26 protein-coding genes are annotated in these 26,357 nt (G+C 67.3%); 22 read left to right on the top strand and 4 right to left on the bottom strand.

All coding sequences use genetic code 11. The features are described from left to right. Positions 1-6: 6 nt before the first annotated feature. The 18 genes from fliM (at position 7) to MJ606_RS01370 (ending at position 16,944) form a co-directional block, all read left to right on the top strand. On the top strand, positions 7-1,023 hold the full coding sequence (gene fliM / locus MJ606_RS01455) for a flagellar motor switch protein FliM (protein WP_243047638.1): 1,017 nt from the start codon (positions 7-9) through the stop codon (positions 1,021-1,023). Further along, positions 1,020-1,361: a flagellar motor switch protein FliN gene (fliN, locus tag MJ606_RS01450; RefSeq protein WP_243047637.1), complete on the top strand. Its 342-nt coding sequence runs from the start codon at positions 1,020-1,022 to the stop codon at positions 1,359-1,361. The genes fliM and fliN overlap by 4 nt, the downstream gene beginning before the upstream one ends. 5 nt (positions 1,362-1,366) lie before the next feature. Then, a complete protein-coding gene (fliO, locus tag MJ606_RS01445) occupies positions 1,367-1,747 on the top strand; it encodes a flagellar biosynthetic protein FliO (RefSeq protein WP_243047636.1) in 381 nt (126 codons plus the stop codon). Continuing rightward, on the top strand, positions 1,744-2,535 hold the full coding sequence (fliP, locus tag MJ606_RS01440) for a flagellar type III secretion system pore protein FliP (protein WP_279236591.1): 792 nt from the start codon (positions 1,744-1,746) through the stop codon (positions 2,533-2,535). The genes fliO and fliP overlap by 4 nt, the downstream gene beginning before the upstream one ends. Beyond that, positions 2,532-2,801 (top strand): flagellar biosynthesis protein FliQ, encoded by a 270-nt coding sequence (gene fliQ, locus MJ606_RS01435; RefSeq protein ID WP_243047635.1) that lies wholly within the window; start codon positions 2,532-2,534, stop codon positions 2,799-2,801. The genes fliP and fliQ overlap by 4 nt, the downstream gene beginning before the upstream one ends. Further along, positions 2,798-3,568, top strand: coding sequence for a flagellar biosynthetic protein FliR (fliR, locus tag MJ606_RS01430; protein ID WP_243047634.1), 771 nt, complete (start codon positions 2,798-2,800; stop codon positions 3,566-3,568). The genes fliQ and fliR overlap by 4 nt, the downstream gene beginning before the upstream one ends. Positions 3,569-3,580: 12 nt before the next feature. After that, on the top strand, positions 3,581-4,720 hold the full coding sequence (flhB, locus tag MJ606_RS01425) for a flagellar biosynthesis protein FlhB (protein ID WP_243047633.1): 1,140 nt from the start codon (positions 3,581-3,583) through the stop codon (positions 4,718-4,720). Positions 4,721-4,730: 10 nt separating this feature from the next. Next, complete coding sequence (gene flhA / locus MJ606_RS01420; protein ID WP_243047632.1) at positions 4,731-6,821, top strand: flagellar biosynthesis protein FlhA; 2,091 nt, start codon at positions 4,731-4,733, stop codon at positions 6,819-6,821. A 120-nt stretch (positions 6,822-6,941) separates the two neighbouring features. Next, positions 6,942-8,354, top strand: a complete 1,413-nt coding sequence (gene flhF, locus MJ606_RS01415; RefSeq protein ID WP_243047631.1) for a flagellar biosynthesis protein FlhF — start codon at positions 6,942-6,944, stop codon at positions 8,352-8,354. 14 nt (positions 8,355-8,368) lie between these two features. Next, positions 8,369-9,292: a MinD/ParA family protein gene (locus tag MJ606_RS01410; protein WP_243048555.1), complete on the top strand. Its 924-nt coding sequence runs from the start codon at positions 8,369-8,371 to the stop codon at positions 9,290-9,292. Position 9,293: 1 nt separating this feature from the next. Beyond that, complete coding sequence (locus MJ606_RS01405) at positions 9,294-10,028, top strand: RNA polymerase sigma factor FliA (protein ID WP_243047630.1); 735 nt, start codon at positions 9,294-9,296, stop codon at positions 10,026-10,028. 64 nt (positions 10,029-10,092) lie between these two features. Continuing rightward, complete coding sequence (cheY, locus tag MJ606_RS01400; protein WP_243047629.1) at positions 10,093-10,500, top strand: chemotaxis response regulator CheY; 408 nt, start codon at positions 10,093-10,095, stop codon at positions 10,498-10,500. Further along, the gene (locus MJ606_RS01395; RefSeq protein WP_243047628.1) at positions 10,497-11,135 is read left to right on the top strand and encodes a protein phosphatase CheZ; all 639 of its coding nucleotides are present in this window, start codon (positions 10,497-10,499) and stop codon (positions 11,133-11,135) included. Before cheY ends, MJ606_RS01395 begins: the two co-directional genes overlap by 4 nt. A 2-nt stretch (positions 11,136-11,137) precedes the next feature. Continuing rightward, positions 11,138-13,096 carry a chemotaxis protein CheA gene (locus tag MJ606_RS01390; RefSeq protein WP_243047627.1) on the top strand — a complete coding sequence of 653 codons (1,959 nt, stop codon included), beginning with the start codon at positions 11,138-11,140 and terminating at the stop codon, positions 13,094-13,096. A 1-nt stretch (position 13,097) separates the two neighbouring features. Further along, positions 13,098-13,838, top strand: coding sequence for a flagellar motor protein (locus MJ606_RS01385; protein ID WP_243047626.1), 741 nt, complete (start codon positions 13,098-13,100; stop codon positions 13,836-13,838). Continuing rightward, positions 13,835-14,950: a flagellar motor protein MotD gene (motD, locus tag MJ606_RS01380; protein WP_243047625.1), complete on the top strand. Its 1,116-nt coding sequence runs from the start codon at positions 13,835-13,837 to the stop codon at positions 14,948-14,950. The genes MJ606_RS01385 and motD overlap by 4 nt, the downstream gene beginning before the upstream one ends. A gap of 52 nt (positions 14,951-15,002) precedes the next feature. Next, positions 15,003-15,473, top strand: coding sequence for a chemotaxis protein CheW (locus tag MJ606_RS01375; RefSeq protein ID WP_243047624.1), 471 nt, complete (start codon positions 15,003-15,005; stop codon positions 15,471-15,473). A 193-nt stretch (positions 15,474-15,666) separates the two neighbouring features. Continuing rightward, positions 15,667-16,944, top strand: coding sequence for a hypothetical protein (locus tag MJ606_RS01370; RefSeq protein WP_243047623.1), 1,278 nt, complete (start codon positions 15,667-15,669; stop codon positions 16,942-16,944). Positions 16,945-17,164: 220 nt separating this feature from the next. Here the strand turns inward: MJ606_RS01370 and MJ606_RS01365 are convergent, their stop codons facing one another. The 4 genes from MJ606_RS01365 to MJ606_RS01350 form a co-directional block, all read right to left on the bottom strand. Then, complete coding sequence (locus MJ606_RS01365) at positions 17,165-17,536, bottom strand: hypothetical protein (protein ID WP_243047622.1); 372 nt, start codon at positions 17,534-17,536, stop codon at positions 17,165-17,167. Between the two features lie 57 nt (positions 17,537-17,593). Next, positions 17,594-19,783 carry a toll/interleukin-1 receptor domain-containing protein gene (locus MJ606_RS01360; RefSeq protein WP_243047621.1) on the bottom strand — a complete coding sequence of 730 codons (2,190 nt, stop codon included), beginning with the start codon at positions 19,781-19,783 and terminating at the stop codon, positions 17,594-17,596. Between the two features lie 245 nt (positions 19,784-20,028). Then, entirely contained in the window at positions 20,029-20,301 is a 273-nt protein-coding gene (locus MJ606_RS01355) for a flagellar biosynthesis protein (RefSeq protein ID WP_243047620.1), read from the bottom strand. Next, on the bottom strand, positions 20,298-21,437 hold the full coding sequence (locus MJ606_RS01350) for a flagellar hook-length control protein FliK (RefSeq protein WP_243047619.1): 1,140 nt from the start codon (positions 21,435-21,437) through the stop codon (positions 20,298-20,300). The genes MJ606_RS01355 and MJ606_RS01350 overlap by 4 nt, the downstream gene beginning before the upstream one ends. Positions 21,438-21,630: 193 nt before the next feature. Between MJ606_RS01350 and MJ606_RS01345 the strand changes: the two genes are divergently transcribed. From MJ606_RS01345 to MJ606_RS01330, 4 genes are all read left to right on the top strand, one after another. Continuing rightward, positions 21,631-21,945 (top strand): STAS domain-containing protein, encoded by a 315-nt coding sequence (locus MJ606_RS01345; RefSeq protein WP_243047618.1) that lies wholly within the window; start codon positions 21,631-21,633, stop codon positions 21,943-21,945. A gap of 14 nt (positions 21,946-21,959) precedes the next feature. Then, positions 21,960-22,322 carry a response regulator gene (locus MJ606_RS01340; protein WP_243047617.1) on the top strand — a complete coding sequence of 121 codons (363 nt, stop codon included), beginning with the start codon at positions 21,960-21,962 and terminating at the stop codon, positions 22,320-22,322. A 135-nt stretch (positions 22,323-22,457) separates the two neighbouring features. Then, complete coding sequence (locus MJ606_RS01335) at positions 22,458-24,446, top strand: chemotaxis protein CheA (RefSeq protein WP_243047616.1); 1,989 nt, start codon at positions 22,458-22,460, stop codon at positions 24,444-24,446. A gap of 170 nt (positions 24,447-24,616) precedes the next feature. Next, a complete protein-coding gene (locus tag MJ606_RS01330; protein WP_243047615.1) occupies positions 24,617-26,296 on the top strand; it encodes a methyl-accepting chemotaxis protein in 1,680 nt (559 codons plus the stop codon). The last annotated feature ends 61 nt before the right edge of the window (positions 26,297-26,357 follow it).

The raw sequence follows: 26,357 nt of genomic DNA, 5'->3' as shown, positions 1-26,357 counted from the left end.
CAGTCCATGAGCGATCTGCTTTCACAAGAGGAAATCGATGCCCTGCTCGATGGCGTCGAGGGCGGCGCCGTCGAAACCGGCAATGACGAGCCGGTGCCGCGCGATGCGGTGATTTCGTATGACTTCACCCAGCAGGACCGCATCGTGCGCGGTCGCCTGCCGACGCTGGAAATGGTCAACGACCGTTTTGCGCGCTTCTTCCGCACCGCCATCTTCGGCGTGCTGCGCAAGACCTGCGAGGTGTCGGTGCTGGGCGTGAAGATGATCAAGTTCGCCGAGTACGTGCATGGCCTGTCGGTGCCGAGCAATCTCAACCTGGTGCGCATCAAGCCGCTGCGCGGCACCGCGCTGGTGGTGATGGAGCCGCGCCTGGTGTTCACCGTGATCGACAATTTCTTCGGCGGCGACGGGCGCTATCACGCGCGTATCGAGGGTCGCGATTTCACCGCCACCGAAAACCGCGTCATCCAGATCATGCTGACGGAGCTGTTCGCCTCGATGGTGGAAGCGTGGGCGCCGGTGCTGCCGTTGAGCTTTGAATACCTGAACTCGGAAATCAATCCGCAGTTCGCCAACATCGTCAGCCCTACCGAAACCGTGGTGGTGTCGCGCTTCCATGTGGAACTCGACGGCGGTGGCGGCGAAATACACCTGACGCTGCCATACGCCATGGTCGAGCCGATCCGCTCGCTGCTCGATGCCGGCGTGCAGAGCGACCGCGTGGACCGTGACGACCGCTGGGCGGAGAACCTGCAGGACGAGGTGCTCGATGCCGAAGTGGAGCTGAGCGCGCTGCTGCTGGAAACGCGCCTGAGCATCGGCGAGTTCCTGCGCCTGCGTCCGGGCGACGTCATCCCCATCCAGCTGCCCGAGCTGAGCACGATCTTCGCCGAAGACGTGCCGGTCTTTCGCGGCCGCTATGGCCAGTCCAATGGCCGCAACGCTGTTCGTTTCCACGCCCCGACCGGCCGCCGCGAGATGCGCCTGTCGACTGACCCCCTCCCGGAGATCATCCCCGCATGACCACGACCAACGACGCCGCCGCCGCGACCCAACGCGTCGAGTTCGACCAGCTCAACGGCCCCGCGGCCGATGGCGCCGAGGTGAATCTCGACATGATCCTCGATGTGCCGGTGACGCTGGCCATGGAGGTCGGCCGCACCCGCATCAGCATCCGCAACCTGCTGCAGCTCAACCAGGGCTCGGTGGTGGAACTGGACCGTTCCGCCGGCGAGCCGCTGGACGTGTTCGTCAACGGCACCCTGGTGGCCCACGGCGAAGTGGTGGTGATCAACGAGCGCTTCGGCATCCGTCTCACCGACGTCATCAGCCCCGCCGAGCGCGTGCGCAAGCTGCGGTGACCACTATGTTGATGCTTGCCCTCGCCGTACCGGTTGCCGCCGCGCCCGACATCAACGTCGGCGGCGAGCTGGTGCGCGTACTGCTGAGCCTGTGCGGTATCGTCGCGCTGATCTTCGCCGCCGGCTGGCTGAGCCGGCGATTGCAGGCACGCGCCACGCCGGGCGGCCGTCGCCTGCGTTGCGTGGAAACGATGGCGGTGGGCGCGCGCGATCGCCTGCTGCTGGTCGATGCCGATGGCAAGCGCCTGCTGATCGGCGTGGGGCCGGGCGGCATGCGCGCCTTGCACGTCTACGAGGGCACGACTTCAGCACCGGAGGCACCCGGCGCCAACCCGCCGCCGCTGGGCTTTGGCGATCTGCTGGCGCGCTGGAAGCGCACGCCATGAAGACGCTGCGCTGGTTGCTCCTCGTACTGCTGATGCTTGCGCCGACGCTGGCCTGGGCTGCGCCGGCCATGCCCGCGATGCCGTCCATGCCGCAGATGCCGTCCTCGCCCACGGGCATTCCCGTGCTGACCGTGCAGAATGCGCCGGGCGGTGCCCAGAACTGGACGCTGTCGTTGCAGATGCTGGCGCTGATGACGGTGCTGACCATCCTGCCCGCCGTGCTGCTGATGATGACCTCGTTCACCCGCATCATGGTGGTGCTGGGTTTTCTGCGGCAGGCGCTGGGCACGCAGTCCACGCCGTCGAACCAGATCCTGCTGGGCCTGTCGCTGTTTCTCACCTTGTTCGTGATGTCGCCGGTGCTCAACCGCGCCTATGCCGACGGCATCAAGCCCTATATGGACGGCCAGATGGGCGCCGAGCAGGCGGTGCCCGCGGCGGCCGCGCCGTTCAAGCGCTTCATGCTCGACCAGACGCGCGAGGCTGACCTGCAGCTGTTCACGCACCTGGCCAACGAGCAGCCTTATGCGAGCAAGGAAGATGTGCCGTTTCGCGTGGCCATGCCGGCCTTCGTCACCAGCGAGCTGAAGACGGCCTTCCAGATGGGTTTCCTGCTGTTCATCCCGTTCCTGATCATCGACCTGGTGGTGGCGAGCGTGCTGATGTCGATGGGCATGATGATGGTGTCGCCCACCATCATCTCGTTGCCGTTCAAGATCATGCTGTTCGTGCTGGTGGACGGGTGGACGCTGCTGCTGGGGACGCTGGCGGGGAGCTTCTACACGTGACGCCCGAATCCGTCATCGAGTTTGGCCAGCACGCGCTGTACGTGGCGATGATGATCGCCGCGCCCTTGCTGCTCACCGCGTTGCTGGTGGGCCTGGTGATCGGCGTGGTGCAGGCCGCCACGCAGATCAACGAAATGACCCTGAGCTTCATCCCCAAGGTGATCGCCATGGCGGCGGTGGGTTTGATCGCCGGGCCGTGGATGCTGCGCACGTTGGTGCAGTTCACCCGCCAGTTGATCGAGAGCCTGCCGGGAGCGGTGAAGTGACCACCGTCGACCTGGCCCAACTGCAGCACATGCTGGGCTCGCTGATGTGGGCCATGGGCCGGGTGGGCGGGCTGTGCCTGATCGCGCCGGTATTCGGTGACGCGGTCAGCCCCCAGCGCATCCGGCTGGGCATCATGCTGGTGCTGACCGCCGTGCTGGCGCCGCTGGCGCCTGCCTCGGTGGACCCGATGACGGCCGACGGCATCAGCCTGATGGTGAGCCAGGTGCTGATCGGTGCTGCCATTGGCTTTGTGCTCAAGCTGATTTTCGAAGCGGTGTCGTTCGGCGGCCAGCTGGTGGGGCAGAGCATGAGCCTGGGTTTCGCCGAAACGGTCGACCCGCGCGGTGGCGGCAGCTCGCCGGTGATCAGCCAGTTCTATCTGTTGATGGTGACCTTGCTGTTCCTGGCGATGGATGGCCATCTGCGCCTGATCGCCCTGCTGGCGGAAAGCTTCCGCACGCTGCCTCCTGGCGAGGCAGCCATCGGTCCCGATGGTTTCCATGCGGTGGTGGCGTTTGCCAGCCAGCTGTTCGGCGGCGCGGTGCGCGTCGCCTTGCCGGCCACGACCTCGTTGCTGCTGGTCAATCTCGGCTTTGCCGCGATCAGTCGCGCGGCGCCGTCGATGAACCTGTTTGCGGTGGGGTTTCCCATCACCATCACGCTGGGCTTCGTGGCGCTATGGCTGTCCGTGCGTAGCGTGCCCGGCGCTTTCGAGTCGTTGCAGAACAGCGCATGGACGCTGATGCACGACCTGGCCGGCGGCTAAGGGAGCATCGCCATGGCCGAGAACAACGACGATCAGGAACGCACCGAACAACCTTCGGAAAAACGCCTGCGCGAAGCACGCGAAAAGGGCGACATACCCCGCTCGCGCGACCTGTCCGGCGCCGTGGTGGTGCTGGCCGGCGTGGCCACGCTGATCAGCGGTGGCCATCAGTCGCTGGAACATATCCGACGCATCTACGGGTTTGGCCTGAGCTATGGACGCGATGCCCTGTTCAGTGACGAACTTCCCGCGCGGATACTGAACATGGCCTTGCACGAGGCCATGGCCCTGTTGGCGCCGGTAGCGCTGGCCACCCTGCTGGCCGCGCTGGCGGCGCCTATTTTGCTGGGTGGCCTCAGCTTCAGCGCCCAGGCACTGGAACCGAAGCTGGAGCGTCTGGACCCCATCAGCGGGCTCGGTCGCATCTTCGCCTTGCGTGGCCTGGTCGAGCTGGCCAAGTCGCTGGCCAAGCTGCTGCTGATCGGCACCGTGCTGGTGATGGTGATGAAGAACTGGCAGGACGACCTGATGGCTACCGGTCGCGGCGAGGTCGGCGCCGGCATGGTGATGTCGTTCGGCCTGCTCGGCCATGCCGCCCTGTTGTTCGGCTCCATCCTGGCCTTGATCGGCGGTGCCGACGCGCTGTACCAGAAGTTCGACTACAACAAGCGCCTGCGCATGTCGCGGCAGGAGCTGAAGGACGAGTCGAAGGAAAGCGACGGCAATCCCGAGCTCAAGGGCCGCATCCGCCAGCTGCAGTTCCAGATGGCGCGCAAGCGCATGATGCAGGAGCTGCCCAAGGCGGACGTGGTGATCACCAACCCCACCCACTTCGCGGTGGCGCTGCGCTATGACGAAGGCCGCATGGGCGCGCCGCGGGTGATCGCCAAGGGCGTGGACGAGCTGGCCCAGCAGATTCGCCTGGTCGCCAGCAGCCATCGTGTTCCGCTGGTGGAAGCGCCGCCGCTGGCGCGTGCGCTGTACGCCACCACCCAGCTCGATCGCGAAATTCCCGCCTCGCTCTACGTCGCCGTGGCGCAGGTGCTGGCCTACGTGTTCCAGCTCAAGCAGGCCGCGGTGCGCGGTGACGACCCGCCGCCCAAGCCCAAGCCCGAGATCGATCCGGACCTGATGGGTCCCTACAAGTTCTGACGGAATTCCCATGGCTGCAGCCAGTGCAATCAATAGCCTGAAATCGCTCGGACGCCGCGGCGTAGGCGCGCCGGTGGTCATGCTCGCCATGCTGGCGATGATGATGTTGCCGCTGCCGCCGTTCCTGCTGGACATGCTTTTCAGCTTCAACATCGCATTGTCGCTGGTGATCCTGCTGGCGGTGATCTACGTGATGCGGCCGCTGGAATTCGCCGCGTTCCCCACCGTGGTGCTGATGGCCACCCTGTTGCGCCTGGCGCTCAACATCGCCTCTACCCGCGTGGTGCTGCTGCATGGCCATGACGGCCCCGGCGCGGCGGGCAAGGTGATCGAGGCGTTCGGCGAGTTCGTCATCGGCGGCAACTTCGCGGTGGGCCTGGTGGTGTTCGCCATCCTCACCATCATCAACTTCGTGGTGGTGACCAAGGGCGCCACGCGCGTGTCCGAGGTGACCGCGCGCTTCACCCTCGACGCCATGCCCGGCAAGCAGATGGCCATCGACGCCGACCTCAACGCCGGCCTGCTCAACCAGGAACAGGCGCGCGACCGCCGCCAGGAAGTGCGCGAGGAAGCGGACTTCTACGGCTCCATGGACGGTGCTTCCAAGTTCGTGCGCGGCGATGCCACGGCGGGCATCCTGATCCTGCTGATCAACATCGTGGGCGGCTTCTTCGTCGGCGTGATGCAGCACGGCCTGTCCGCCAGCGAAGCGGCCAAGACCTATACGCTGCTGACCATCGGCGACGGCCTGGTGGCGCAGGTGCCGTCGCTGATGCTGTCGATCGCCACCGCGGTGATCGTCACCCGCGTGTCCAAGTCGCAGGACATGGGCAAGCAGCTGATCGGCCAGGTGTTCGGCCAGCCGCGCGCGCTGGCGGTGGCCGGCGTGGTGCTGGGCGTGATGGGGCTGGTGCCCGGCATGCCCAACATCGCTTTCCTGCTGCTGGGCGGCTCCTGCGGCGGCGCCGCGTGGCTGATGGTCAAGCGCGAGCGCGAGGCCAAGGAAAAGCTGGCGCAGGCGGTGGTCGAGGTGCCCGCCGCGGCAACGCCGGCCGAGCGTCTGGAGCTGGGCTGGGAAGACGTGGCCAGCGTCGATCCGCTGGGGCTGGAAGTGGGTTACCGGCTGATCCCGCTGGTGGACACGCACCAGGGCGGCGAGCTGATGGGGCGCATCAAGTCGGTGCGCCGCAAGCTGTCGCAGGAACTGGGTTTCCTGGTGCCGCCGGTGCATATCCGCGACAACCTGGACCTGGGCCCCAGCACCTATCGCATCACCCTGATGGGCGTGCCGATGGGCGAGGCCGAAGTGCACAGCGATCGCCTGCTGGCGATCAACCCCGGCCGCGTGCAGGAAGGCCTGCAGGGCATCAGCACGCGCGATCCCGCGTTCGGCCTCGAAGCGATGTGGATCGAGCCCGGCCAGCGCGAGCAGGCGCAGAGCCTGGGCTATACCGTGGTCGACCCGGCCACGGTCATTGCCACGCATCTGTCGCACATCCTGCAGGGCCATGCGCACGAACTGCTGGGCCACCAGGACGTGCAGCAGCTGCTGGACCGCCTGGCGCAGACCGCGCCCAAGCTGGTGGAGGACCTGGTGCCCAAGCGCCTGTCGCTGGGCGTGGTGGTCAAGGTGATGCAGAACCTGCTGGCCGAGCGGGTGCCGATCCGCAATATGCGCAGCATCGTCGAATCCTTGGCGGAGCACGCGGGGCAGAGTCAGGATCCCGGCGCGCTCACCGCCGCCGTGCGCGTCGCGCTGGGCCGGCAGATCGTGCAGGAGATCACCGGGCTGGGCACCGAGATCCCCGTCATCACGCTGGCACCGGAGCTGGAGCAGATCCTGCTCGGCTCGCTCGCCAATGGCGGCGTGGCGGGCGCGGCGGTGGAACCGGGCCTGGCGGACCGCTTGCAGCAAGGCGTGGCCGACGCCGCGCGCAAGCAGGAAATGAGCGGCGAACCGGCCGTGCTGCTGGTCGCGCCGCAGCTGCGCCCGTGGCTGGCGCGCTTCACTCGCCACGTGGCACAGAACCTGCACGTACTGGCCTACAACGAGGTGCCGGACAACCGGAGAGTGCGGTTGGTGCAGGCGCTGGGGCGATAAGAGCAGAGAGTCGAGCATGGAAAGTCGGGAACTGAAACAGCAAGCCGTACCGCGCCCCGAAGGCGCATCGCTGGCTCGTCCGGCCGCCCCGATGGCTGACTCCCGTTTGCGGAGCAAAGCATGAAGATCAAACGTTTCGTGGCAGCCGACATGCGCCAGGCCATGCGTGAAGTACGCGAGGAACAGGGCCCGGATGCGGTGATCCTTTCCACCCGCCGGCTGGACGAAGGCATCGAGATCATCGCTGCCGTCGACTTCGATGAGGCGCTGGTGCGCGAAGCCGCGCGCCACGGCGCGCCGCTGCAGGTGGAGTCGCACAGGCCTGCGGCGGCACCCGTCGCCGCCGCCGCTGCCGCCGCGCCGATGGCGACGCGTCGCAGCGACGTACTGCCGCCGCCGCTGCCGCCAACGTCCCGTCACGATGACGGCGTCACCGTCAGCTTGTCGCGCGCCACGCCACCCGCGGCGCCCGTCGCCGCGGAAGCGCCCGTCGGCAAGGCGCCGCCGGCACCGGTGGCGGTGAAGGTGGCGCCGATCGAGGCCGCCAAGCCCGAGCCGACGATTGATCCGTCGGCACCGATCCATCCGTTGCTGGAACGCGCCGTGCAGGACACCGCACGCGTGCGGGCCGAACTGGGCAGCCTGCGCGAGCTGCTGGAAACGCAGCTTTCCAGCCTGGTCTGGAACGACATGGAGCGCCGTCAGCCGATGCGCGCCCGCGTGCTGCGCGAGATGACCCGCCTGGGCATCGAGCCCGACGTGGCCCGCCAGCTGGTGGATGAGCTGCCGCCCAACATCAACGCCGAGCAGGCGCGTTATCTGCCGCTGGGCATGCTCAGCCGCAGCCTGTCGGTCAGCCGGCGTGACCAGTCCGAACGCCACGGCGTGACCGCGCTGGTCGGCCCCACTGGCGTGGGCAAGACCACCACCATCGCCAAGCTCGCCGCGCGGGCGGTGATGCGCCATGGTTCATCGCAGGTGGCGCTGGTCAGCACCGACCATTACCGCATCGGCGCCGCCGCCCAGCTGGAGCATTACGGCCGCCTGCTCGGCGTGCGCGTGTATCCCGCCTATGACGCGGACAGCCTGCGCCAGGTGCTGGAACTGCTGCGCGGCTGCCATACCGTGCTGGTGGATACGGCGGGCCTGGCCGGCGGCGATCCGCGCCTGGCCGAACAGCTGGACGTGCTGGGCAACGGGGGCGACCTGCGCGCCTGCCTGGCGCTGGCCGCCAATGCGCAGGCCTCGTCGCTGGACGAGGCGGTGCGCGCCTACCTGCCGCTCAAGCCGCACGCCTGCATCCTCACCAAGCTCGATGAAGCGCCCAGCCTCGGCGGCGCGCTGTCGGTGCTGATCCGTCACCGGCTCGCGCTCGACTACGTCACCGACGGCCAGCGCGTGCCCGAGGACATCGCCACGGCCGACGCCCGCGTGCTGGTGTGCCGTGCCGCGCAGGTACTCAAGGGCGGCGCCGCGGCAGCGGACGATGAAGTGATGGCGGAACGTTTCGGACTGGCGGTAGCTAACGCATGAACGGTGTCTTCGCGATGAATCAGGCGATGGGTCTGGAAGGCATGTTGCGCGCGTTGGCTGAGCGGCATGGCAAGCAGGCGCCCTCCCACGACCAGGCGTTCGGCCTGGCCCGGCCACCAGCGCGCCGGCGTTGCCGCGCCATTGCGGTGGCCGGCGGCAAGGGCGGCGTGGGCAAGACCACCATTTCGGTCAACCTCGGCATGTCGCTGGCGATGGCCGGGCACGAGGTCATCCTGCTCGATGCGGACATGGGGCTGGCCAATATCGATGTGCTGCTGGGGCTGACCCCCACGCGCCATATCGGCCACCTGCTCGACGGCAGCTGCGGCATCGAGGATCTGCTGCTCACCGGCCCCCACGGGTTGAAAGTGGTGCCGGCCGGCTCGGGCACGCGGCGGCTGGCGCAGCTGAGCAACAACGAGCACGCGGCCGTGATCCGCGCCTTCGACGACCTGGCGGTGCCGCCGGACTACCTGCTGGTGGATACCGCGGCGGGCCTGTCCGACAACGTGGCGATGTTCGCGGCGGCGGCGGACGACGTGGTGCTGGTGGTCTGCGACGAGCCGGCCTCGCTCACCGACGCCTATGCGGTGCTGAAGGTGTTGAGCCGCGACTTCGGCGTGCGTCGCTTCCGCATGGTCGCCAACATGGTGCGCAACGCCGGCGAAGCCCGCGCGCTGCATCAGAAGCTGGCGCGCGTATGCGACCGCTTCCTCGACGTGGCGCTGGAATTCATGGGCATGGTGCCGCAGGACGAACGGCTCCGGCAGGCCATTCGCCGGCAGAGCGCGGTGGTGGACCTGTGGCCGGCCAGCCGGTCGGCGGAGGCATTCAAGCAATTGGCAGGTGCGGTCGATACATGGGGTGAACCCGAGCGACTGGCGCTGGACCGCATCGCCTTCTTCAGCAGGCAGGCCGCAGCGGCGACCGGGTGGTGAGATGAACGTGGCTTCCGAATACCTGCAACTGCAACGGCAAAGTGCCGACGAATTGGTTCGCCAGCATGCGCCACTGGTGCGACGCATCGCCTATCACCTGATGGGTCGATTGCCGCCGAGTGTCGATGTGGCAGACCTGATCCAGGCCGGCATGATCGGTCTACTGGAGGCTGCGCGAAATTTCACCACCGGGCGCAACGCGAGCTTCGAAACGTTTGCGGGCATCCGCATCCGTGGCGCCATGCTCGACGAGCTGCGACGCACCGACTGGACGCCCCGCTCGGTACACCGGAAGGTACGCGAGATGGCCGAGGTGGTACGCCAGATCGAGATAGAAACCGGTGCCGATGCCGAGGACGCCGAGGTGATGCGGCGACTGGGCATGGGGCCGGAGGAGTACCACCAGGCATTGGCCGACGCGGCAAGCGCCCGGTTGCTCAGCCTGTCCGTGCCCGACGACGCCGAAGGTGGCGCGGCGCTGGATGTGGCTGACGCGGACAGCCTGGGACCGCAGGACAACGTCGAGCGCGATGGCATGCGCGAGGCGCTGATCGAATCGATCGGCAGCCTGCCCGAACGCGAGCAGTTGGTGATGTCGCTGTATTACGAAGAGGAAATGAACCTCAAGGAGATCGGCGCAGTACTTGGCGTCACCGAGTCGAGGGTATGCCAGATCCATGGCCAGGCCATCGTGCGACTGCGTGCGCGCATGACAGGCTGGCGCGAACACGCATAGCAGCACCCCAACATTCCCTGAGGCTTGGCGCACCGGACCGCACGGTGCAAGCGGAGAAAGTGGTTTGGACAAGAATATGAAGATCCTGGTGGTGGACGACTTTTCCACCATGCGGCGCATCGTTCGCAACCTGCTGGTGGAGCTGGGTTTCAGCAATCCGCTGATCCAGGAAGCCGACGACGGCGAGAACGCGCTGACCATGCTGCGCGCCAACGCGTTCGACCTGGTCGTCACCGACTGGAACATGCCCAACATGACCGGCATCGACCTGTTGCGCGCCATTCGCGCCGAGCCCTCGCTGAAGGGCATGCCGGTGCTGATGGTCACGGCGGAAAACAATCGCGACCAGATCATCGCCGCCGCCCAGGCCGGCGTGAACGGCTACATCGTCAAGCCATTCACCGCCGCCACCCTGCAGGAAAAACTCACCAAGATCTTTGAGCGCCTTGCCGCGAGCGGAGCCACCGCATGACCGCACAACCTGCCCTGTTGACCGGCGAAACGCTGCCGCCCGAACTGCATGACCTGCTCAACAGCGCCGATGGCGCCGCCTTCGAGCAGGCCCTGGACGTGCTGGTGCGCCAGCGCGAGCACCGCCTGTTCCGCGCGCTGGGCCTGTTGGCGCGCGACCTCCACGACGCGGTGCGCCGTCTCGGTGGCGACCTGGCCCAGGAGGGCGTGCCGGGCAGCGTCGCCGATGCGCGCAAGCATCTGGAAGACGTGCTGGAAATGAGTTCGCAGGCCGCGCACCGCACGCTCGATTTCGCCGAGCGCATGCGTCCGCAGGCCGACGCCGTGGCGCAGAACGCCAGCGAGGTCATCGACGGCACGCCGCCGGGCGACGTCGCCCACGTGCTTGCCGTGCAGGCTGCCGCCTTCGCCAACGAATGCCGCGACGGACTGGCCGATTTCGTGGTGGCGCAGTCATGGCAGGACTTGTCCGGCCAGCGCATCAAGAAAGTGGTCAACTTCATCGGCAGCGTGGAGAACTCGTTGCTGGAACTGGTCAGCCTCACCGGCGCACTGGCCGGCGAAGCCGCGGTGGGCCCGGTCAAGGTCACCAGCCAGGACGAGGCTGATCGTCTGCTGAGCGAATTTGGATTCTGAGCATGGATCCGTCGCTGGACAGCGAGCTGCGCAATGATTTCCTGGTGGAAGCCGGGGAGCTGGTGCAGCGTCTGGGCGAGCAGTTGATCGGCCTGGAGACCGCGCCGCGCGACGCCGAGCTGCTCAATGCGGTGTTCCGCGCCTTTCACACGGTGAAGGGCGGTGCCGGCTTTCTCGCCATCGAGCCGATGGTGCAGCTATGCCATCACGCGGAAGATCTGCTCAACGTCGCGCGCAACGGCCAGTTGCTGCTCGACGCCAGCCGCATGGATGCGTTGCTCGAAGCACTGGACCTGCTCAATGACATGCTGGCCTCGCTGGCCGGCGGCAGCGCCATGGCCATGCCGCCGCCGAGCTTGCTGCAGCGCCTGACGCCGGGTGCCGCGGCCACACCGCCGCCGCCGCCCAGGCCGGTAGCGCCGCCGGTGGCCGCGCCGCCGGGCGACGGCACCATCGACGACTCCGAATTCGAAGCACTGCTGGACAGCCTCTATGGCAGCGGTGGTGCTCCCGGCGCGCCGGCATCGGCGCCGGTGGCCTCGGGCAGCATCAGCGACGACGAATTCGAAGCGTTGCTCGACAACCTGCACGGCAAGGGCGTCACGCCCGGTACGGCGCCTGTCGCCGTGGCGCCGCCGGCCGTCTCCGGCAGCATCTCCGACGATGAGTTCGAGGCGCTGCTCGACAACCTGCACGGCAAGGGTGCGGCCCCTGGCACGCCAGCGGCGGCACCGACTCCCGCCGCGCCTGCGGCCGCCCCCGCGGCACGCCACGCGGCGCCGGCGCCGGAAGCCACCGTGCGCGTGGACACCGCCCGCCTCGATGCGCTGGTGCATCGCGCCGGTGAACTGGTGCTGGTGCGCAACCGCCTGCTCAGTCTCGCCGCCAAGCACGGCGATGAAACCCTCGCGCTCGCCGCGAGCGAGCTCGATCGCGTCTCCGACGCGCTGCAGAACGCCGTGCTGGGCATGCGCATGCAGCCGGTGGGGCGCCTGTTCCAGCGCTTCCCGCGCATCGTGCGCGATCTTTCGCGCCAGCTCGGCAAGGAAGTGGAACTGGTGCAGGAAGGCGAGGGCACCGATCTCGATCGCAGCCTGGTCGAGGCGTTGGCCGACCCCATGGTGCACCTGATCCGCAACGCGCTCGATCATGGCCTGGAAATGCCCGATGAGCGCGAGCGCGCCGGCAAGCCGCGCAAGGGCAAGGTGACGCTGTCGGCAAGCCAGCGTGGCGAGCGCATCGTCATCACCGTGGCCGATGACGGTCGCGGCATGAATCCCGACGTCCTGCGCCGCAAGGCGGTGGAGAAGGGCGTCATCGACGAGGCGCAGGCGGCGCGCCTCAGCGAAAACGAATGCTATGAGCTGATTTTCCGCCCGGGCTTCAGTACCGCCGCCACCGTGTCGGATATCTCCGGGCGCGGCGTTGGCATGGACGTGGTGAAAACCCGCGTCGCCGAACTGGGCGGCACGCTGCAGGTGCGTTCGCAGCTGGGTCGCGGCAGTACGCTGGAGCTGGCCGTGCCGCTCACCCTGGCGATCCAGCGCGTGCTGATGGTGCGCGTGGGCGCACGCCTGCTGGCGCTGCCGCTCAGCAATATCGAGGAAGTCTTCGAGCTGGCGTCCGGGCAGCAACAGCGCCTGGATGGCCGCGTGGTGGCGGCCCATCGTGGCCGTGCGCTGGCGCTGGCCGACCTGGCCGGCTGGGTCGGCGTCACCGGCCCGTCGGGTCGGCATGTGGTGGTGCTGCACATCGGCCACATGCGTCTGGGTTGCCTGGTGCACGACGTGCTGGGGCGCGAAGACGTCATGGTGAAACCGCTTGGTCCCCTGTTCGAAGGCGTGCCCGCCGTGGCGGGCGCCACCGTCACCGGCGATGGCCGTCTCGCGCTGGTGATGGACCTGGCCGGCCTGGCCGGCAACGACGGCCAACTCCTCCCTTCCCTGAGAGTAAGCGCCTGACATGGACCTGGTAAGTCTCATCGGCACGATCCTCGCCTTCGTGGTGGTGATCGTCGGCACCATCCTCAAGGGCTCCAGCGTGGGAGCGCTGTGGAACCCGGCGGCCTTCGTCATCGTGTTCCTGGGCACCATCGCGGCGCTGCTGGTGCAGAACCCGGGCCGGGTGCTCAAGCAGGCGCTGGGCATGTTCCCGATGGTGTACAAGCCACCGCAGCACCAGCCCTCGGACCTGATCAGCCGCATCGTGGGCTGGAGCGAGATCTCGCGCCGCCAGGGCCTGCTGGGCCTGGAACCGCAGATCGAGTCCGAGAGCGATACCTTCACCCGCAAGGGCCTGCAGTTGCTGGTCGACGGCAGCGAGCCGGATGCGATTCGCGGCGTGCTCGAAGTGGAGCTGGGCGCGCGCGAGCACAGCGACCTGGCGGCGGCCAAGGTATTCGAAAACGCCGGCATCTACTCGCCCACCATGGGCATCATCGGCGCGGTGATGGGCCTGATGGCGGTGATGCAGAACCTCGCCGACCCCAGCAAGCTCGGCCACGGCATCGCCGCGGCCTTCGTGGCCACCATCTATGGCGTGGCGCTGGCCAACCTGCTGATGCTGCCGATGGCCTCGCGCCTGAAGGGGATGGTGCACAAGCAGACGCAGATGCGCGAGATCCTGGTCGAGGGCCTGGTTTCCATCGCCGAAGGCGCCAATCCGCGCCAGATCGAAGCGAAGTTGCAGGGTTATCTATCGTGAAAAGGCGCAAGCGCCACGAGGATCATCTCAATCACGAGGCGTGGGCCATTCCCTATGCCGACCTGATGACGTTGCTGCTCGCGTTCTTCGTGGTGATGTACGCCGTGTCGGTGGTGAACGAGGGCAAGTACCGCGTGATGTCCGAGTCGATCATCGAGGCATTCAACGGTTCCAGCCACGTGATCGCGGCCATGCCGCAGTCGCGCGCGCGGCCGCACAACGTCGACCCCGCGATAGCCGCGCCAGCCGGCCAGCCCGGCGCCGCCACCACGCCGGTGAACGTGCCGATTCCGCAGCGTCCGGCGCCGATGCGCGCGGTGGATCTGCGCGAACTGCGACAGGCCGAGCAGCCGACCCTGTCGGAGCGGAACCTGTTGCTGATCCGCGACGAAGTGCAACGAGCATTGCAGCCGCTGATCGACAAGAAGATGGTGGTCGTGCGCAAGACCACTACCTGGCTGGAAATCGAGCTGCGCACCGACATCCTGTTTCCCAGCGGCGTGGCCAAGCTTTCGCCGCCGGCCGATGGCGTGCTCAACCAGATCGCGGCCATCCTCAAGCCCTTCGGCAACCCCGTGCGGGTGGAGGGCTATACCGACGACCGGCCGATCAACACCGCGCTGTATCCCTCCAACTGGGAGCTGTCCGCGGCGCGCGCCGCCAGCGTGGCGCGGTTGTTCTCCGAGCAGGGCATCGACCCGTCGCGCCTGGGCATCGTCGGCTGGAGCGAATACCGTCCCAGCGCCGACAACGCCACCGAAGACGGCCGCAACCGCAACCGTCGCGTGCTGGTGGTGGTGCTGAGTGACGAAAACGCGCCCAAGCGCTTCTACAACGACGCCCAGCACATGGGGCAGGTCGCCGAGGGCGGCGATGCCCCGGCGTCGCCTGCCGCCGCCGCACCGGCCAGCGCGCCAGTGACCACCACGCCGCCCGTGGCGAACGGCAGCGATGTACCGGTCAACAAAGTGATCCTCGCCGGGCCGCCGGCCGAGGCGCGCGACACGGGCGATGCCTCCGCGTCCACCGCGGACGAGATGGTTTCCCATGCCGCCTCCGGCACCATCACCGTGACCGCGCCGCGCCCCATCACGCCGGAGCGCAGCCCCTGATGTTCGCCCTTGTTCCGCCCGCAGCACCGGCGCATGCCGGGGAGTCGATGTCTTGACCGATACCACCACCCCCGCCACCGAAGGTCGCTGGCTTTCGTTTCGTCTCGGCGGGCAGCTGTATGCCACGCCATTGGCCCAGGTGAGCGAAGTCATCCGTGATGGCGAGCTGACGCCGGTACCCGGTGCCGCATCCGACCTGCTTGGCATCCGTCATCTGCGTGGCCGCATCGTGCCGGTGCTCGATGGCCGCCGCCGGCTTGGCCTGTCCGACGCGTTCGAGGCTGACGACGCCGAAGTGCGCGTGGTGATGCTCGCTTATGGCAGCCAGCTGGTGGGCCTGCGGGTGGATGCGGTGGGCGATCTGATCTCGCCGGAAACGACGGAGGTGGCGCCGCCGCTGCCGGGTGGTGCGCCGCGCGATGATGATCCGGTGCATGGTGTGTTGCCGTGGCAGGGCGGGTTTGTGGCGTTGCTGGATGTGCGGCGGTTGTGCCGCCTGCCGCTGGAAAGCGAAACGGGCTGACTCACCGCGGCTCAACGCGGGCTACGGGGAGATGGTGAACAGGCTCTCAGGGCACGCACCTGATGAAGGACGGTGCGTACGCATTTTAGGGGGCTGTCTGATAGACGGGTATTCGCACCGCCACTAGCGTCCAGCCTATCTGTGCCCGTCGGGATCGACGGGCCGTGCTTGCGTTAGAAAGGATGCAGTAGCCATGACCCGCCCGCTGCGACAGGTGCGCCGCCTGCAATATCTCGCCCTCGTTGGATTTATCAGCTTTTTAGGAACCACCACCACGACCCATGCCAGCCCCGACCATCAAGCCGTTGACGCCGTGGCACTGAGCGGCGACTGGGGCGACTACAAGCACGGCGTCAGCGTCGCTGATGGACGTTTTCGGGTGATCTACCGGGGCGGCGTGCCCGACATCGAAAAAGCCACCCCATTGGGGCAAGGCACCGGTGCGGGGGTGCTGGAGGGGCCGCTAACGGCGCCCGATCCCCGTTGGGATCAGGCGCGCAAGGTGATTTGCGAGGGGACCGACTTTGGTGGCATGAACCCCGGTAATTCGATGGGCTGGGGCAGTGCCCGCTGCGCCTCCGGTGAAATCAAGAGTGCCAGTGCGGACCCCATTGTGGGCGGCCGCGATGCGAAGATGCTGACCTACCTGTTTGGTAACTTGCTGTTGTCCTATTACCGCGAAGGCATGAGTGCCCAAGGCAGCCGCCAGGTGTGGCTGGAAGCGGAGACTTATGTGGCGCCCGCAGGCGACAAGCTCAAGGTTACCTTGCGGTTGATCAATAGCGGCAAGGAGGACCTTGTGTTGGAAAGCCCTGAGCAATGGGAGGGCATTCGCAACCCGATGGGCGAGGGGGCTACTTATGTAGCGGTAGGAGCCGATGGCGATACGGGGCACGAGTTTGGTCTACCCAGGTTAGGCGGCACGTCACTGGCGCCGGGGCAAAGCTTCCCCGATGGGCGCTTGATCGTACCTGCCGGACAACACCGCGATGTGATGTTTCTGAGCTATGCCGAGAAACCGTTCCCAGCGGGCAATTACACCACACGTGGCTCGGTGAATTCCCTGCATGTGCTAGCCCCGGCCAGCCTCAAGGGCTCGGTGCAAATGTGGTTTCGCCCAACCAGCGGCAACCGCTTCGAGTGCAACTACCCCACCAACGACGCCGACCTGTCCAGGCTGGAAGCGGCGCGACGCCAACGTGAGGCCACCTTGCCCGCATTGACCGTGGGCAGCAAGGTCACCGAAGGCGGTTGGTATCGCGCCGTCGGCGATCAGTCGAGTCAGGGCGAGCCGCGCAGTGACGTACCGCGCCTGTTCTACACGGGCGACACGTTGCCGGCCGAGCCGCTGGTGCATGTGGCCGCGGACGGCAGCCATGACGCCGGCATCGCGACCGGCTGGCGTTGGGAGGCGTATCTCGAAGCGCCGCTCACGGGCCATGCCGCTGCCGGGTGGTGTGCCACGCGATGATGATCCGGTGCATGGTGTGTACCGCCGTGGCAGGGCGGGTTTGTGGCGTTGCTGGATGTGCGGCGGTTGTGTCGATTGCCGTTGGAGAGTGAGGCGGCTTGAGGCTTCGGGAGGCTCGAAAGCGAGATCGCTTGGCTTGTCATTCTTGCGAGGGCTGGATCAGCGCGAGGCGCTTTCTTAGTTCGTCATCCCTGCTTGCGCAGGAATGACGATATGTCCCTCAATCGGGATGGTTATGAATTTCAGGGTCTCCATTGCCAACATGCGTGACAGACGGCCAAGTGATCTTCACGCCACCCACCCAGAGATTGATGACATAGGGATAGGTTCCATCGGCACTCACCGTATCGGTGCAGGTGGCGGTGTTGTTGCTTGAGTCGTAGGTCGGCGTGGTCAGCGGCGTGTGGTTGCCGGTGAACGCGATGGGCGTGGTGGCATCGAAAGTAAAGGCGACGCCGCTACCGGCTTGCCATACGATGTCGAAGGTGCCGTCGCTATCCACATTCAATTTGTTGGGCGATACCGAAACCGAATAATTGCCGGGGCTGCCGCTGACGGTAACGGTGATGGACAGGGTGGTGTCGCCGACCATGGTGTTCTCCTCGCGGTGGTTGCAGGCGCGTCCGGGATGGGCGCGTTCGGGACAGCGTCAGTTCGATGGCGTGGACGTTGGGCTTGGGGCGGTGGCGGGCGATGCGTGGCATGGGGTGGCGGCGATGGTCCGCAGATATTGCGCATCGCGGTCACCGAGTCCGGCGAGAGTGGCCGCAACGGGCTCGCCTTCGGCAGTCCGGCCAAGCAGGCACAGTGCTTCCGCGTGGGGTTCCAGCAGGGCCGGCTGCGGATCCAGGGACGATCCCGTGCCGGATTGGAGCGCCTGCAGCGCGGCGCCCCAGCTTTGCGCCGCCGCCGACAGGTCGCCGCTGGCGGCCTGCAGTTGCCCAAGCAGGACACGGCTTTCCGCCAGCAGTGGCAGCGCGCGCGCATAGTCGGCGTGTTTCTTCAGCACGCTGACGAGCAGCGACTGCGCGGCGTCGGCGCCGCGCGTGGCTGCGGCGAGGTCGCCGGCTTGCCATGAAAGATGTGCGGACTCGATATCGGTGGCCGCCAGGTTGGTCTGCCAGGCCGGTTCATCGGGCTCCCTGGTCGCGAGCTGGGTGTAGTACGCGGTGGCCTCGCGCAGTAGTTGTTCCGCGTGCGAAGGATCGCCGTCGAGTCGGCGCTGGTGAGCCAGCGAGCGGCTGTAGCTGGCGATGTCGCTGATGCTTTCCGTGCTGGTCGGATTGACCGCGAGCAAATGCTTGCCGATGCCGAGGGCGGCATCGAACGCGGCGGTGGCTGCAGCGGCATCGCCGCGGGCCTGCAAGACCTTGCCCTGCATGGCGGTGGCGCGGGCCAGGTACATTTGCACCGACATGTCGGTCGGGTCCTGTTGCGCCAGCGACTGCCAAATCGCCAGTGCCCTTGATGCGTAGTCTTGTGCGTCGGTCAGCGCGCCCAGCGCATAGGTGATGCCGGCCAGGTTGCCATAGGCATGCCCAAGCTCCGAGCGATAGCGCCGGTCGGTGGGTTCGCGTCGCACCAGCGTCCGGTAGATGCCCAGTACGACCTTGTACTCCTGGCGCGCCGCCGGTAGTTGCGCGTCCGCTTCGAGCACGTGGCCAAGGTTGTTGTGCAGCCAGCCCAGATGCTTGAACCAGTCCAGATTCTCCGGATGCCGCTGCACGACGTCTTCGACCAGCGGCGCGGCCAGGCGGAACCGGCCGAGCGCCGATGGCATGTCGCCGCGATCCCAGGCGACCATGCCCAGCCACGAGTAGCTGTCGGCGAGCGCGATCTGCCATGCGGCGTTGTGTGGCTGGCGGGCCACCAAGGGTTTCATCAATTGACTTGCATCGTTGAAGGCGTGCGTGGCGTCGTCCAGTTTCCCTTGCTCTTCGCGCACGCGGCCGATCAGCTGCAGCGCCTTGGCGCGTTGCGCGAGCGAGTCGTCGGTGACCTCCGACTCGTCCAGCGCGCTGAAATAGTCCATCGCCTTGCCGGCGACGTCATCGAGAATATCCAGCCGGTTGGCGGCTTCCAGCTTGGTATGCAGATGGCCCAGCATGAAGCCGATCAGGTCTTCGGCCTGGCTGCGTTCGTATTCGGCGATGCGCTGGGCGCGCAAGGCCATCACGGCGAGCGTGGTGGTGATGGCCGTGACCAGCACGGCCAGGGCGGTAATCGCCGCCATCCGCCGCTGGCGTCGTTGTTGCTCGCGCTGCTTGAGCTTGTCGTAGGCAAGGTCCAGCATGCCGGCGATCAGTTTCAATTTCGCGTTGGTCTTGCCGTCCTTGCCTGGCCGGGCGTCGGCGGCGATGGGTTCGGTGGCTTGGTCGCTCAATGCGTGGTCGGCACCGGGTCGATAGCGTAATGCCGGGACGAAGCATTCCTCGGCTTCGCGGCCAGGCAACCCGCTGGCATTGGGTTCGCCATCGACGACCAGGCAGAACACGCGCTCGCTGCGTCCCAGCCGTTTGAATGCCCGGACTTCCTCGTTGACCCAGCGCGAGGCGGCCGAGTGCGGCGAGCAGATCACGATCAGGTTTGCCGATTGCTCCAGCGCTTCGTTGACCTTGCGTCCCAGGTCGGTGGCGCTGGCCAGTTCATCACGATCGCGGAAGATCGGCGCGAGACGCCGCGGCACCGTGCCGGCAGCCGTCCGCGTGCCCACCAGGCGCGAAGGGAGGCGATAGGTTTCCAGCGCCTTGTGCAGCCAGTCGGCCCAGGCTTTGTCCTGGTGGCTGTAGCTGATGAAGGCGCGGTACCGGAGCGCGGGCCCCGGGGAAACCTGTGCCATGGCGAACCGCACTCCCGCACGAGGTGATGCATTCCCTTGCAGGAAAGTCCTCATACCACTGGGCGGTTGTGTGTTGCGGTGGAGCCGCGTCCCCTGTCGACGCTTCAAGCGGGCAAGCATACTCCCTGCGAGCATTCATCTAGCGGGGAAGTTCTTTCGGACGGCCAAGCAAGGATCGTACCCAACGCGTCGCGGTCGCGGCCGTCTTTACCGCCATTTACGGGTGGCGGATGGGGTTGCGAGGCTTATGGCTGGTCTTCCGCCGCATCGTAGATGCTGGCCAGTACCGCCGCTGCCGCCGCATACAGTGTCGCGGGCACATCCTGGCGCAGGCGCAGCGAAGCGAGCAGGGCGGCCATCTGCGGGTCGTGATGCAGTGGAATGCCCAGGGCACGCGCACGTGCCAGCAGGGTTTCCAGCGATTCGGGCGGCAGGCTGGCCGGCGGCGCCGCGTCGGCGGGGCCACCGGACAGGCGCAGGGTGACGCGGCGGCGGGCGGGGGGCAGTGGCGTGCTCATGCCATCGTCTTCAGCAGGATGGCGCTATGCGGGCTGGCCGATTGCGGCAGGCCCTGCTGGCAGCTCAGCTGGTCGAGGATCAGGCCGCTGGCGGAAAGCTGGTTTCGCAAAGTGGAGAATTGTTGCTCCAGTCGCCGCACGGTGTCGGCACGCTCGGCCCACAGTCGAACCGCCAGGCGCAGGTCGCGCAGTTGCAGTTCGCCGTGGATCGGGCCCAGCGCCGGCAGATCCAGCGCGAAGCCCAGCGTCCACGCCGAGCCGCCTTCGGCCCCGCCGTTGTGCTGCAACTGAAGTTGCAGGATGTCGCGTCCGTTCTCGCCCTGCAGCGGGATCTCGATCATCCACGCCGGCACGGTGGTGGCTTCCAGCTGCGCCACCTCCACGCGGGCCAGCGCGGCGTGCACTTCGCCGTGCAGGCGGCCGAGCAAGCTGTCGATATCGTCGTTGAGCAGTTCCGGCGGCAACTGCACCCGGGGCTGTGCCTGCAGGCCGCGCTGCTGCAGCGGCGGCGGTGTTTCGCTATCGCCCGATGGCGCACGGCGCGCGGGCAGGTAGTCGTCGAGCAGGCTGGCCAGGCGCAGCAGCGCGCCTTTCCAGTCTTCCTGGCTCAGCACGGCCATGTCGACCTGGGCCTGCGCCAGTTGCGATTCGAGGAACAGGCCGCTGCGGTTGATCGCTTCCTCCAGCCCTTCGCCGCGGGTGATCTCGGCGGGCGTGCGCACGCCATGTTCCAGCAAGGCGAGCGCGGGACGCAGGTAGGCCGGCAGCTGGCGCAGGGCCGGGCGTTGGGCCAGCGCGTCGAGCGTGGCCAGCAGCGGGCCATAGCCGTTCTGCTGCGGCAGGCGCTCGCGCAGCGCCACCTGCATGGCGGGCTCGGGCATGCTCGCGCCGATCACTTCGAGCAACGGCTCGGCGCCCAGGCTGAGCACGCGCACCTGAAATTGCGACGGCAGCTGGCTGCGGGGCGCCTCGGCTTCCACCGTGAGCGCGCCGATCTGCAGCACCATCAGGCCGTCCTGGTTGATCCCCAACGGACGCGCGGCAAGCACGGTGCCGATGCGCCAGCTCTCCGCCGCACTGCCTGAGGCAGCGCCGGCCCAGGCCAGGGCAGCGAGGCTGGTGGGTTGAATGATCAAGCATGGCTCCTTGCGGCGAGGAGTCGTGCGCGCGCCTCTCCGTGCCTTGGACATCGGCGGCCGCGCACGGAACTTGAGGATCTTTTTGCCGGTTTCATCACAGCTTTGGCGGAGTGGGGAGCCCTAAAGCCAGCGTGGGGCTGGCCGATAACCATCCCGAAGACGCTCGCGGGGCGCAGTGAGGACGGACGCAATGGGCAGCAAGACGGCACAACGCAAGAGTGAGGCGCGCGTAGTGGCGCTGCCTGCCGATTTTCGTCTGGCCGAGCTGGCCGCCGTCAAGTCCGAGCTGATCGACGCCTTCGACGCGCCGGCCGTGCAGCTCGACGGCGGCGCCGTGGAGCGCGTGGATACCGCGGCGCTGCAGCTGCTGGTGGCGTTCCGTCGCGAAGCGGCGGCGCGCGGCCAGCTGCCGGCGTGGCTGGGTGTGAGCACGGCGATACGCGATGCGGCCGGGGTACTCGGCCTGGCACAGGCTTTGGAATTGCCGGCAACCATGCCGGCCTGAAACTGAGGTGGAAGATGGCAAAGATTCTTGCGGTGGACGATTCGGCTTCGATGCGCGGCATGGTGGCCTTCACCCTGCGTGGCGCCGGTCATGACGTGAGCGAAGCCGAGAACGGCCAGCTGGCGCTCGACGCGGCGCGCGGCGGTCGTTACGACCTGGTGCTGGCCGACGTCAACATGCCGGTGATGGACGGCATCAGCATGGTGCGCGAATTGCGCACGCTGCCCGAATACAAGGGCGTGCCGATCCTGATGCTGACCACCGAATCGCATACCGACAAAAAGATGGAAGGCAAGGCAGCCGGCGCCACCGGCTGGCTGGTGAAGCCGTTCGATCCCGAGCAGTTGCTGGCCACCGTCAAGCGCGTGCTCGGCTGATGTTCTTGCCCGTCATTCCCGCGGAAGCGGGAATCCAGTGCCTTTGTCGCCGCACGAAAGACGCTGGATCCCTGCTTTCGCAGGGATGACGGGTGGTGAGGCACCGCGAAGCTATCCCGAAGAGTAGAGATTCCCATGAGCAAGGCCGGTCTGGCGCAGTTCCAACAGGTATTCATCGAGGAGAGTCTGGAAGGACTCGATACGATGGAATCGTCGCTGCTTGCGCTGGATGACGGCGGTGACGCGGAGCTGGTGCATACCATTTTCCGCGCGGCGCACTCGATCAAGGGCGGCGCGGCCACCTTCGGGTTTCCGGAGATGTCCTCGTTCACCCACGAGGCGGAGTCGCTGCTGGACGAGGTGCGCAGCGGCAAGCGCGCCATCGACGGCGCCATCATCGAACTGCTGCTGCGCACGGTGGACTGCCTGCGCGGCATGTTTGCGCGGGCCCAGGCCGGCGAGCCGCTCAATGACGCGGTGGCGGAAGGGCTGCGCAACGAGCTGGCCCTGGCGATGGGCCGCGGCGTCGCCGCCAATGACCTGCAGGCGCGCCGGTCCGAGGACCATGCCGACGCCTGGACGGTTCGCTTCCGTCCCCATCCGGGCATGCTGGCCGGCGGCAACGAGCCGCTGCGCCTGATCCGTGAACTGGCCGGGCTGGGCGAGCTGAGCGTCACGCCCGAGTTCGACCGGCTGCCGGCCACGCTGGCGGCGCTGGAACCTTCCGAATGCCATCTCGGCTGGACCATCGAACTGAAGGGGCCGGCGAAGCGGGCGGATATCGCCGCCGTGTTCGACTGGGTCGAGGACGAGTGCGACCTGGTCATCGAGGCCAGGCACGTGGTGGCCGCGGCGGCACCCGCGCCCGCGCCGGCCGTGACGGCGCCGGTCGCCGCCGTCGCCGATGCCGGGGCGGCGCGCACGCAGCGCGATAGCAGTGCCGAATCCAGCTCGGTGCGCGTGTCGATCGACAAGATCGACGGACTGATCAACCTGGTGGGCGAGCTGGTGATTACCCAGTCCATGCTCGACACCTTCCGCGAAGGCGATATCGATGCCGCGCGGCTGGCCGTGCTCGAACAGGGCCTGGCGCAGCTGGCCCGCCATACGCGCGAGTTGCAGGAAAGCGTCATGGGCATCCGCATGCTGCCCATCGCCTCGGTGTTCAACCGCTTCCCGCGCATGGTGCGCGATATCAGCCAGAAGCTCGGCAAGCAGGTGAAGCTGGAACTGGTCGGCGAGCAGACCGAGCTGGACAAGACGGTGCTGGAGAAAATCGGCGACCCGATGGTGCATCTGGTGCGCAACGCCATCGACCATGGCCTGGAAACGCCGGACAAGCGCCGCGCCGCCGGCAAGGGCGACATCGGTACGCTGAAACTGGAGGCCTCGCACCGTGGCGGCAACATCGTGGTGGAAGTGTCCGACGATGGCGCCGGCCTCAATCGCGATGCCATCGTGGCCAAGGCGGTGCAGCGCGGCCTGATTGCCAACGGTGAGGGCATGAGCGACGACGCCGTGGCCGAGCTGATCTTCCAGCCGGGCTTTTCGACGGCGGCCGTCACCACCGATCTTTCCGGCCGCGGCGTGGGCATGGACGTGGTCCGCCGCAACGTGGCCGACCTGGGCGGCACGGTCACCATCCGCAGCACGCAGGGCAAGGGCAGCGTGTTCACCATCACCTTGCCGCTGACGCTGGCGATCATCGACGGCCTCACCGCCGCGGTGGGCGACGAGCGCTATATCGTGCCGCTGGTGTCCATCGTCGAATCGGTGCAGCTCAAGGCCGATGCCGTACGCAGCGTGGCCGGCGGCGGCGAGCTGTTCCGTTTCCGCAACGAATACCTGCCGGTGGTCCGCCTGCACGAAGCGTTCGGCTGTGCCCATGCGGTGCACGCCATCGAGCAGGGCCTGATGGTGGTGGTGGAAGGCGACGGCAGCCGCGTGGGCCTGTTCGTCGATGGCCTGATCGGCCAGCAGCAGGCGGTGGTGAAATCGCTGGAGGCCAACTACCGCCGCGTGCAGGGCGTGTCGGGCGCCACCATCCTGGCCGACGGTTCGGTGGCGCTGATCGTGGATATAGCGGGCCTCGTGCGCCTGCAGGGCCGGCGCAAGGCAGCCTGATCCAGGCCCCGGCAGCGGCGAGGCAACGGGGCGCCGCATGCCCAACAGCATCACCATCAGCCGCGACAGGAAGCCGCGGTCGCTGGCCTGCGGGCCGGTGTCGAGCAGTGCAGGGAATGAATCCGGGCCATCGCACCCCCGCCCTCTTTCATTCTGAAGGTCCTCCTCTCATGAAGTCCCCACTGACATGTATCGATCGCCTCGGTCTCTCGGCCAAGGTATGGCTGGTCATCGCCTTCGTGGTGGCCGGGTTGGTGGCGCTTACCGTCATTTCCGCGATGGACAGCCGCCGCCTGCAGATGGAGGCACGTACGCGCGCATTGGGTGACGAGGTGAGCACGGCCACGGCCTTGCTGGACAGTTACCACGCGCGCGCCGCGGCGGGCGAGTTCAGCGACGAGGAGGCGCTGAAGCGCGCCTTGAAGGAACTGTCCGCGCTGCGCTGGAACGACGGCAACGGTTATGTGTTCGTGTTCGACTCCAACTACGTCATGCGCATGCACCCGATCATGCCCAAGCGTGTCGGCACCAACATCGAGAACGACGCGGACGTCACCGGCAAGCACTTCTACCAGCAGATGATGGCGTCCGACCGCAAGGACGGCCATGGTGCCACCGAATACATCTGGCCGATGCCGGGCTCCAAGGACAACGAGCACAAGATCACCTACACCGCCTGGTACAAGCCCTGGGACCTGCACGTGGGCGCCGGCGCGTACTTCGTCGATATCGATGCGCAGTTCCGCACGATGCTGGAAGGCAGCCTGTTGCGCGCGCTGCTGGTGGGCGTGCTGGTGATCGGCGTGGTATGGCAGTCGATGCACAGCATCCGCCAGAGTATCGGCGGCGAGCCGGCCTATGCGCTGGCCATGGCGGCGCGCATCGCCGATGGCGATTTGGGTGGCAAGGATGCGTCCGCCACGTTCGCGCCCGGCAGCATGCTCGACGCATTGCAGCGCATGCGCAGCAAGCTGGTGGAGATCGTTCGCGAGGTACAGCAGGGTTCCCAGGCGGTGTCTTCGGCCGCGCAGCAGATCTCCCGCGGCAACGACGACCTGTCGCATCGCACCCAGGAGCAAGCCTCCAGCCTGGAGGAAACCGCCGCGTCGATGGAGGAAATGACCTCCATCGTTCGCCAGAGTGCCGATCACGCCGGTCACGCCGACCAACTCGCGCGCAGCACGCGGGTCCAGGCCGAACGCGGCGGCGAAGTGGCCATGCGCACCAGCGGCGCCATGCGCGAGATCGAGGCGGCCAGCCGCCAGATCACCGAGATCGTGCACCTGATCGATGAAATCGCTTTCCAGACCAACCTGCTGGCGCTCAACGCGGCGGTGGAAGCGGCGCGTGCCGGCGAACAAGGCCGCGGCTTCGCGGTGGTGGCGGGCGAAGTGCGCAGCCTGGCCCAGCGCAGCGCTGGCGCCGCCAAGCAGATCAAGGCGCTGATCGGCGACACCGTCGACAAGGTGCAGGCCGGCTCGGCACTGGTGGCGGAATCCAGCCAGGTGCTGGAGGGCATCGTCGGCAGCGTGAAGCGGGTGACCGATATCGTGGCCGAGATCGCCGCGGCCAGCCAGGAGCAGTCCTCCGGCATCGACCAGGTCAACCGGGCGGTGATGCAGATGGACGAAGTGACCCAGCAGAACGCCGCGCTGGTGGAAGAGGCCGCCGCCGCCGCCCGCGCCATGCAGGAGCAGGCCGACGAGCTGCAGCGGCAGGTCCGTTACTTCCGCCTGCAGGAACAAGCCTCTGCGCCCGTTCGCACGGCCCGCGCCGCGCCCGCCATGGCGAAGGCGCCGGCCCTGCGGCCGCCCGTCGCGGTCGCGGCGGGCGGCTGGAGCGAGTTCTAACGGCGGAGGGGGCGATCGAGGCGCTCCGGCGGTACGGCTCCATAGGCTTTTCGCGACTCAA

The sequence above is a fragment of the Dyella sp. RRB7 genome (assembly GCF_022761115.1).
In the GTDB taxonomy this organism is placed as follows: domain Bacteria; phylum Pseudomonadota; class Gammaproteobacteria; order Xanthomonadales; family Rhodanobacteraceae; genus Dyella.
This window is presented reverse-complemented; position numbering and strand designations above follow the sequence as displayed.